At 71.0% G+C, this 9,465-nt stretch carries 8 protein-coding genes; all 8 read right to left on the bottom strand.

Features of this window, described 5'->3' with window-relative positions; translation table 11 throughout:
* Positions 1–63 precede the first annotated feature (63 nt).
* Entirely contained in the window at positions 64–1,146 is a 1,083-nt protein-coding gene (locus tag AB1609_08990) for an S-layer homology domain-containing protein (protein ID MEW6046604.1), read from the bottom strand.
* Between the two features lie 234 nt (positions 1,147–1,380).
* Positions 1,381–2,766, bottom strand: coding sequence for a DUF3084 domain-containing protein (locus tag AB1609_08985; protein ID MEW6046603.1), 1,386 nt, complete (start codon positions 2,764–2,766; stop codon positions 1,381–1,383).
* A gap of 66 nt (positions 2,767–2,832) precedes the next feature.
* Positions 2,833–3,561: an LPS export ABC transporter ATP-binding protein gene (gene lptB / locus AB1609_08980; GenBank protein ID MEW6046602.1), complete on the bottom strand. Its 729-nt coding sequence runs from the start codon at positions 3,559–3,561 to the stop codon at positions 2,833–2,835.
* The gene (locus AB1609_08975; GenBank protein ID MEW6046601.1) at positions 3,558–4,499 is read right to left on the bottom strand and encodes an NAD-dependent epimerase/dehydratase family protein; all 942 of its coding nucleotides are present in this window, start codon (positions 4,497–4,499) and stop codon (positions 3,558–3,560) included. The genes lptB and AB1609_08975 overlap by 4 nt, the downstream gene beginning before the upstream one ends.
* A 54-nt stretch (positions 4,500–4,553) precedes the next feature.
* Positions 4,554–6,338: an ABC transporter ATP-binding protein gene (locus AB1609_08970; protein ID MEW6046600.1), complete on the bottom strand. Its 1,785-nt coding sequence runs from the start codon at positions 6,336–6,338 to the stop codon at positions 4,554–4,556.
* The gene (locus AB1609_08965) at positions 6,335–7,618 is read right to left on the bottom strand and encodes a hypothetical protein (protein ID MEW6046599.1); all 1,284 of its coding nucleotides are present in this window, start codon (positions 7,616–7,618) and stop codon (positions 6,335–6,337) included. The genes AB1609_08970 and AB1609_08965 overlap by 4 nt, the downstream gene beginning before the upstream one ends.
* Positions 7,615–8,808: a lipid-A-disaccharide synthase gene (gene lpxB, locus AB1609_08960; GenBank protein MEW6046598.1), complete on the bottom strand. Its 1,194-nt coding sequence runs from the start codon at positions 8,806–8,808 to the stop codon at positions 7,615–7,617. Before lpxB ends, AB1609_08965 begins: the two co-directional genes overlap by 4 nt.
* Positions 8,795–9,465 (bottom strand): LpxI family protein (locus tag AB1609_08955; GenBank protein ID MEW6046597.1); only part of this gene is annotated, 671 nt, incomplete at its 5' end. The genes lpxB and AB1609_08955, both read right to left, overlap by 14 nt.

Genomic DNA, 9,465 nt, shown 5'->3' with positions numbered 1-9,465 from the left:
CAGAAGCTCATGACAGAGAGAAAAGCGGCCCGGCGCATCCGGCACCGGGCCGCCTGGAAGCCGTCACGGCGCCGGCATGAAGACAGCCGCGACCGCAGCCAAGCCGACCAGCACCAGGGCCCAGGTCAGCCGCCGGTTGCTCTGCTCCAGCGACTGCACCCTCTTGTTCAGCGCCTCCACGTCGCCCTGCGCGGCCTTCTGGGCAGACACCACCTCGAGGCCTGCGACCTTGTCCTCGAGTCCCGTGATGCGCTGGTCTGCCCTCACGACCAGGTCGTTCACCGCGGCAACGCTCTGCGCAAGGCCTTCCTGGGTGCTCGCGGCCACGCCGCTGCTCTCCTCCAGCGCGCCCACCCGCAGCCGCAACTCCTCGATGGCTGCGCTCAATTCGCTGACCCGCCGGCTGAGGACCTCTCGGATCGCGTCCACGTCGCCCCGCAACGCAGCCACGTCCACGTCAAGCCCCTGCAGTCCGAGCACCGGGCCGATGCGCTCGCTGAGCTTGGCGTCGAGCGCCTCCTCGAACTCCTTGGCCTTCACCATCTCCGCCGCCAGCGGGCCGAGCTTCTCTGGAGCCAGCTCCCTCTTGACCTGGTCGGCGACGATGGCGGCGATGGCCGCTCGCACCTCGTCGGTGATCCCCACCGGTTGCTCCACGACCACCCGCTCCGTCACCTGCGGCTGCTTCTCCACGATCACCCGCTCAACCGTCCGGGGCGGCGCCTGCGCCAGCTTCTCCTCCACCATCCGCCCAACATCCTGCGCCAGCGCCTCCCGCGCCGCCACAATCGCCTGCTGGATCTCCGCCGTGGCCCTGGCCATCACCCGCTGCGTGACGTCCCCCGCCACCTGCGCCGACAACCCCTGCACTTCCCCCGCCACGTCCTGCCGCACCACGTTCTCCAGGCGCGTCAGCATCCGGGAGAAGATCATGGCCGCCTCGTAGCGCGTCAGCGTCCGAGACCCCCCAAAGGTCCCGTCCGGATACCCCTGCACCAGCCCCGCCGCCGCCAGATTGGCAATGGCCTCGTACGCCCAGTGCCCTTCCGGCACGTCCACAAACGGGCTCTGTGCTGCCTCCGCCACCGGCACCGCCGCTGCCAGGGCCACTACTGCAAGCAGAACCGTCAGGGCCTTGCGCGACATCGCAGCCTGAACCCCCTCTATTACGGTAATTCGCGCCAGTCAAAAGTCGGGCCCCGCCGCCCAACTCCCAGCAGCCGCAGAGGGCATCGCCGGGTGGCGCCGCCTGCGGCGCTCTCGCCGCCGTCACAAAGACCAGAGACTGTAAGCAGGAATTCTGTGGTTGCCGCCCAGGTCCTGCTTGGGCCGGCAGGGTTCTGGCATTTCTACCAGATTGGTACCTCCTTCCTCCCCCCTTCACCCGCCGGATGGGCGCCGATCCCTTCCCGGTGCCTTGCCCGGCTCTTCTACCTGGAGGCGCACCGCCAACGGGCCGTCGGTGTTGTACGTGTCCTCGGCGGCCGTGGCCACCACCCGCGCCGGCCTGCCGAGCTGGCGCACCTGCTCCACCACGCGCACGAACTCGTCGGCGCTGACGAGCTTGCCCACCGTGCCATCCGGCCCTGTCACCATGCCGCCGTACGTGATCGCGACCTCGTTGGTACGGCCCAGGAGCTCCAGGACGCGGTCCTCAACCCGCTCGCTCGTCGGATCGATGAGCGCCTCCGCCACTACCTGGTCCTTTCGGAAAGCAAGGCTGCGGGGCACCAGTTCCAGCTGAACCACCACGGGTTCCCCTGCCAGCGTGTTGTGGTCCGCGCGCGCTCGCACCACCCACGTTCCCTTACCGGCAGAGAGGATCCGCACGCTCTCGTCGAACGCATCAGGCGAAAGGCGCACCAGGTCCTCCCCGCCCTGCCCCGAGCCCGCGCTCACCTGAAGCCGGCCTGCAGCAGCGGCCTCCACCTGCTTGAGAAACGCCAGCAGTTGGCGGCGCGCGCCCTCGGCCGTCCCGTCCGACGTGATGACCGCGGACAGCACGATCTCGTCCCGGCGGAACACCAGGTCCCCGTACTGGAGCCGCCGCGCGCTGTTCCAGAGGGCGATGATCGCGCCGCTCAGCTCCCGCTCGGTGCGCTCGAGGGAGGCCACCTGGCCCTGAAGCTCCTGAACCCGCGCTGCCAGCGTCTCTCCCAGTTGCTGTAACTGCTGCACCCGCGCGACCTGGAACGAGAGATCCTTGCGGGTCTGGTCGAGCCGCTTCTGGGCGTCGGTGAGCTCGGCCCGGGTGCGCGCCAGCTCATCCTCAACCTGGCCCAAGAGGCCCCGTGCCTGGCGCAGTTCCGCTTCGGCCCGGCCGCGCTCCTCCACGGCCTTGTCACGCTGCGAGACGGCCTGGTCTCGCGCCTTTGTCGCCTCAGCCAGCGCCCGCTGCCGCTGGTCCAGCTCCTTCTGGAGGCTCTGCAACTGGCGGCGGTTTTCGGCCAGCATGGCCTGGATCTCATCCATGCGGAACAGGGCCAGCCGCACCTCGTTGGAGGCGGCGGTAAGGATGGCGAGGGATGTGCCGGCGATGAGGACGCCGGTTGCCACCGTAATCACCATGGAGGTGTGGCGCGGTCGCAGCCCGAACAACGTGAGCCGCCGCCGGCCCACCCGCATGCCGACGCGGTCGCCGATGAAGGCGATGAGCCCTGCCATCAGCAGCAGGGCTGCGATGAGCGCCAGGCTGTAAATGTCGTGGCCCCCTCTTGGGCGCCGGCCGGCCCCCCTCGAACCGCCGCCGGGACGCGTCCCATACATCTATTCGGCAGGCGGCGCCCAAACCGCGGAGTCACCCGCCTGATGCCCGGCGGACCGGACCCCGCCCTACATGGAGAAGCTCTCGCCAAAATAGTAGCGCCGGGCCAGTTCATCACGGGCGATCTCCTCGAAAGGCCCGGCCACCAGGATGCGGCCCTGATGGATGATGTAGGCCCGGTCGGTGATGGCGAGGGTCTCCCGTACGTTGTGATCCGTGATGAGGACGCCGATCCCCTGCTCCACCAGCGCCCGCACGATGTGCTGGAGGTCGGCGACCGCGATGGGGTCCACGCCCGTGAACGGCTCGTCCAGCAGCAAAAACCGCGGCCGCAGCGCCAGCGCCCGGGCGATCTCGGTGCGCCGACGCTCGCCGCCGGAGAGGCTTGCGGCGCGGTGGTGGCGAAGCTTCGCCAGCGAGAATTGGGTCAGGAGTTGGGCGGTGCGGGCGCGGATCTCCTGGCGGCTCAGAGCAGTGAGTTCCAGGACGGCCTCCACGTTCTGTTCGACCGTCAGCCGCCGGAAGACGGAGGGTTCCTGGGCCAGGTAGGCCAGACCCAGACGGCTGCGCCTGTAGACAGGCAGCCGGGTAATCTCCCGGCCGTCCAGCAGAATCTCCCCGCCGTCCGGCCGCACCAGGCCTACCATCAGGTAAAACGTGGTGGTCTTGCCGGCGCCGTTGGGCCCGAGGAGCCCCACCACCTCGCCGCCGCGGACCTCCAGGCTGACCCCGTCCACCACGGGGCGCCCGCCATAGCGCTTGACCAGGTTGCGGGCGGCCAGGATGGGCGTGTTCACCCGGCGCCCTCCCGCACGGCGCTCACCTTCTGCCACCAGAGAAGCGTCTGCCTCAGCCCGGCCTCGAGGCCGACGGCCGGGCGCCACCCCAGCACCCTCTCGGCGCGCCCCGGATCCAGGCGGCTTTGGCGTATGTCTCCGGGCCGCACCTCCCCAAACGCAAGGCGCGGCTGACCGCTTCGCCCGGCTGCGGCCCAAAGCGCCCGTGCCAGCTCCAGGACGGTTGTCGCACTGCCCGCGGCCACGTTGAGCACGTTGCCGCCGGCGGCCTCCACGGCCATGGCGCGTGCTGTCGCCGCCGCCGCGTCCTGCACGTAGACGAAGTCCCGGCTCTGCTGTCCGTCTCCGTGAACCGGGAACGCCTCGCCGGCCACCAGCTTGCTCACGAAGACGGCCACCACCCCGGCCTCGCCCAACGCATCCTGCCGGGGACCGTAGACGTTGCCGTAGCGCAGCACGACCCACGAAGCGCCGGCCAGTTCGGAGAGCACCCGCACGTAATGCTCGGCAGCGAGCTTGGAGACCCCGTATGGGGAGAGCGGCACCGTGGGGTGGGCCTCGTCCACGGGAAGGTACGCCGGGGCCCCGTACACGGCCGCCGACGAGGCCAGGACGAGCCGGCTCACGCCGGCCTCCCGGCACGCTGCGGCCACCGCCAAGGTCCCCTCGATGTTGATGGCCGCATCCAGCCCGGGGTCAGTGACGCTTTTCGCCACGCTGACCTGCGCCGCCAGGTGTGCCACCGCTTCCGGCTTGAAGCGAAAGAAGAAGTCCCGCGCTTCGGGGCTGCGCACGTCGGCCTGGACCAGCTCGACGCCCGCCGGGACGTTCTCCGGGCGCCCCGACGACAGGTCGTCCACGACGCCTACGCTCCAGCCCTCGGCCATCAGCGCCTCTACCACGTGGGAACCGATGAAGCCCGCGCCGCCGGTAACCACCGCCCGGCGCCGGCCCCGTCTGCTCGTCTGCGGGGTGATGGGTCCTGAGCCCCCTTACGCGGGAACGGTCTGGAGCCGGTACAGCCGGGAGTAGAGGCCGCCCCGGCGCAGCAGTTCCTCGTGCGTGCCGCACTCCACGATGCGGCCCTGGTCCATGGCCACGATGAGATCGGCCCGGCTGACGGTCGATAACCGGTGGGCCACGATGAAAGTGGTGCGGCCCTGCATCAGGCGCGCCAGCGCCTCCTGGACCAGCGCCTCCGATTCGGCGTCAAGCGAACTCGTCGCCTCGTCCAGGATCAGCACCCGGGGGTTTCGCAGCATGGCCCGGGCGATGGCCAGGCGCTGGCGCTCGCCGCCCGACAGCCCCGCTCCCAGGTCCCCCAAAAGCGTGTCGTAGCCCTCGGGCAGCTTCTCGATGAACGGGGCCGCGTTGGCCATGCGGGCTGCCTCTTCGATCTGGCGGCGGGTGGCCCCGGGGAACCCCACGGCGATGTTCTCCGCCACCGTCAGGCGGAACAGCACCGTCTCCTGCGGGACCACGGCCACCAGCCGCCGCAGCGAACCGAGCCGGATGGACCGCAGGTCACGGCCGTCCAGGGTGATGCGCCCCTCGGTGGGGTCGAAAAAGCGCGGCAAGAGGCTGACCAACGTGGTCTTGCCCGCTCCGCTGGGCCCGACGATGGCCACCACCTGGCCCGGCTCGACGTTCAGGTCGATGTGGTGAAGCGCCTCAACCTCGGCGTCCTCGTAGCGGAAGCTCACGCCGTGAAAGGCGATGGCCCCCCTCACCTCGGCCGGGTCGAGCGGAACGGCGCCCGGCAGGTCGGCGGCCTCCGGCACCTGGGCCAGGATCTCGGCGGCCCGGTCCGCGGCGGCGACCCCCTGCTGCATCTGGGTGTAGACGCGGCCGATGCTGGAGACTGGCCCGGTCACGAGGCCCAGGTAGGATAGGAACGCCACCAGTTCACCCGTGGTGAGGTGCCCGGCCAGCACCTCGACCGCGCCCACGTACACCACCGCGGCCATCGAGGCCAGCATCAACAGCTCCACCACGGGGAACGCGGCTGCCATCATCTGCGCGGACTTCATGGCGGCGCTGAACTGCCGTTCGTTGGACGCCTGGAACCGCCGGCGCTGCTGCTCCTCCAGCGTGAACGCCTTGACGACCCGGATGGCGCTCAGGCTCTCGTGCAAAATCCCCGCCACGTCGGCGACGCGCTCCTGGGCTTCTTTCGTGTAGCGGCGGATCAGCCGCCCGTAAGCTTCCACCGCCAGGCCGGCCAGGGGTAGCACGAGAAACGCCACCAGCGCCAGGCGCCAGTGGACGTAGAAGACCACGGCGGTGGTGCCGAGGAGCATCGCGGCGTTCTGGACCAGCTCGGCAAGGCCCGGGCTCAGAGCGGCCTGGATGAGCGTCAGGTCGGAGGTGATGCGGGAGACCTGGTCGCCAACGCGCTGGCGCTGCAGGTAGCCGACTGACAGCCTCTGCAGGTGGTCGTGCAGGCGCGCCCGCAGGTCCGCCACGGCGCGCTGGCCTGCATAGGCGATGAGGTAAGTCGCGCCGAACTGCGCCAGGCCCTTCAACACGTAGATGGCCACCGTGATCAGGAGGACCCGGTAAAGCGCCGCCAGATCCTTGCCCGACAGCACCTCGTCGAAGAGGCCGCGGCCCACCACCATGGGCAGCAGAAGCGTGCCGGCCACGGTCACGGCCAAACAGAGCACGCCGCCGGTGAGCGGCGCGCCGTACTTGAGGATCTCCCGGGTAATCAGCCGCCGGCCTCGGGTCAGGCCGAGCGCGGCGCCGCCCGGAAGGCCCCTGCCGGCGCCGGTCATGGCGCGGCAGCCCCCCCCACCCCGAGCCGCGAAAGCACCTCGTTTGCGATACGCCGGGCCGCCCCCGGCGGCCCCATGGCCTGGCGAAGGGCGCCGCTCAGGGCCCTGCGCCGCGCGGCGTCCTGCAGCAGCGCCATGGCCTCCTGCGCCACTGCCTCCGGGCCGAACTGGCCCACGATCTGCGGGCCTATCATCCGGCCGGCCCTGCGTGACGGGATGGAGATCGGCCCGATCCGCGAGGCCCCGCGCCGCACGATGCCGGCCTTGAGGCGGGGACCCACGAATGGAATCGATCCGATGAGCCCCGGCACGCCTTCAAGGGGCACCAGTTCGGCGCGGTGCAGGGGCAGGATGGTGACGGTCGGCACCCCCAGGGCGCCCAGCTCCGCGGTTACCGTGCCGGGCACGGAGATGGCCACGTCGCACCGCGCCATGGCCTCGCTTCGCCGGACCCCTGTCCAGTCTTCGCCTGCCACCCACTCTATCGAGCTTGCGATGGCCGTAGCTGCCTCCTCGAGGCCCTCCTGGACTGCCGTTTGCGAACTGAAGGGCGAGCGCACCGCCACGAAGCGAACCGGCTCGCGCAGGCGCTCTTTTACGATGGCTGCCGCCCGCAGCATCATCGGCAGGACCCAGCGTACCTCATAATCCCGGCTCCCCGCAAACAGGCCGACCGTCAGAGGCCCGCCGGTGCCCGCATTTGACGCCTGCCCGGCTCTGGAAACCGCGCCGACCCTGGACAGGACCGCATCCACCACCAGGTCGCCGACCACCTCGACCCGGCCGTCCGGGGCGCCCATCGCCCGTGCCCGGCGGGCCGCCCCCTCATCCGGCACGAAGAAGCGCTGGTATGCCCAAAACCACCGGGCGCGCCCTTCGGTGTACGCCAGCGCAGGGTAGCGCAGCCGCCGCGCCGCGGCCGCCGCGTAAAAGAGGTCTCCGCCAAGGAACAGCACGAGCCCCCGCCCCGCGGGCCGGTACCCTGGCGGCGGCACACCTCGGAGCAGGAACCGCCACATATCCGACGGTCCAAACACCCCGTCCCACGGCCCGAGCGCCCGCAGGGCGTCGAGTTCCCTGCCCGAGGCGAAGTTGCACGGCGGCGCCCAGGCGAACAGCCGCACCCGGTGCGTGCTTGCCGCAAGCCGGCGCCGTAGCTCCGCCGCCACGGGGAACAGCCACCCGGAGATCTCCCCCGGGCCGTTGGCGGTCACGATGAGGTCCGCCGGCTCCTGCCGCCCGCCCGGCGCCGCACCGCCCGTTCGCTCCGCCCAGCTCACCGGCCCGCCACCTCCAGCACGACCCGGGCGGCCCGGCGCGCGGCGCCCGGCTCCCCCAGGCGCCGGCGGACCTCGGAAAGTTCCTGCCGCTCCGAAGCGAGCCGGTCCGGGCGTTCGAGACGGTCCAGAAGCGCTTGCGCCACCCGCTCGGGGCGTGCGTCGTGCTGCAACAGTTCCTCTACCACCGGACGGCCGGCCACAATGTTGGGCAGCGAAACGTGTGAGACGCGAACGAGCCGCTTCGCCAGCCAGTAAGTCGCCTCGGAAACCCTGTAGACGACTACCATCGGTACCTGCCACAGCGCAGCCTGCAGCGCAGCCGTGCCCGCGGCCACCACCGCCGTCTCGGCGACGGCCAGCGACCGCCATATGCCGCCCCCGACCAGCCGGATGCCCAGTTCCCGGTGCGCCACGCCGCCGGCGGCCACGAGAAGTCCAGAATCGATCCCCGGTGCCACGGAGGCGACAAAGCGCACGTCCGGGCGGGCAGCGTGGATAGCCTGCGCCGCCCGGACCATGACCGGGTAAAGCGTCTGGATTTCCTGAAAGCGACTGCCCGGAAGCAGGGCCACCACGGGCCCGCCCGGGGCGAGGCCCACCTCCCGCAGCGCGGCGGCCGCTGGCGGGCGCTGGGGAACGTCGTCCAGGATGGGATGCCCGAGCCACTCGGCCGGCGCGCCGGCCTGCCGGTACAGCGGCACCTCGAACTCGAAGACGCAGATGACCCGGCTCGCAAACGCCGCCACGGCCCGGGCCCGGCCCGCGCCCCACGCCCAGACCGCTGGCGCGACGTAGTAGACCACCGGAATGCCCATCCGGGCAAGGAGCGGCCCGAGCCGCAGGTTGAACCCGGGAAAGTCGATGAGAACGGCGACGTCCGGCTTCAACCGGCGGGCTCCCTCCGCCAGTCTCGCAAGGACGCGCCGGTACAGGGGGTATTCCCGGAGCGACTCCACGAAGCCGATGGCCCCTCGCCCCGTCACGTCGAAAAGCAGATGGACGCCCTGCGCCCGCATCGCCTGGGCGCCCATGCCGAAAAACCGCACATCCGGCTGCTCATCGCGAAGGGCCTGGACGAGCCGGGCGCCGTACCCGTCGCCAGAGGCCTCGCCGGCCACCAGCATGACGCGAAGGGCGCGCCCGGCACCGGCGCTCGGGCCTGCGCCTCTGGCCTGCCTAACAGGCGACAACGGCGATCCCGGCCCTGTCGGCTGCTCGCACCACAGCCTCGCGGTGCAACACGAGGCACCGGCCCGCCTCGATGGCCAGGCACGACGCTCCGGCCGCCTTCATGGCGCGAATGGTGTCGGGCCCCACCACGGGCGTGTCGAAGCGAGGATCCTGGTCCGGGCGGCTTGCCTTCACCACCACGGATCCGGGGCCACCCAGGCGCCCCGCCCGCCGGATCGTGGCGTCGGTGCCTTCGACGGCGGTTTCGACCGCCACAACCACCCCGTTTCTCACCACCACGGTCTGGCCGATGTCGAGGGCCGCCACCTCTTTCGCAAGCCGCCGGCCCACCTCGATATCGGCCCGCTCCCGCCGGTCAGGCGCCCGCGCCGCCAGCACCCCCGGGGGCGCCAGCAGGTGGCCTAAGAGCTCGTGCTGGCTGCCCAGGCGGATGCCCCGGCTCGCCAGCGCCCCGGCGAATACCTGCGAAAGAGCCTGGTCTTCCTTGAAGCGGCTCCTTTCGTAAAGCTCACGCCCTTCGCCGGCCGCCGCCTGTTCGAAGAGGGCGCTCGCCCGCAGGCGGTCGATCTTGCCCGCGGCGTAAACCACCTCGACGGGGTGCTCCAGAAACGTCGCCACCAGCTCGTCCCAGTCGTACGCCTTGAGCTGCCGTTCCC

Source organism: Bacillota bacterium, from assembly GCA_040754675.1.
Taxonomy (GTDB): domain Bacteria; phylum Bacillota; class Limnochordia; order Limnochordales; family Geochordaceae; genus Geochorda.
Note: the sequence above shows the minus strand (reverse complement) of the source record. Positions and strands in the feature narration are given on the sequence as shown.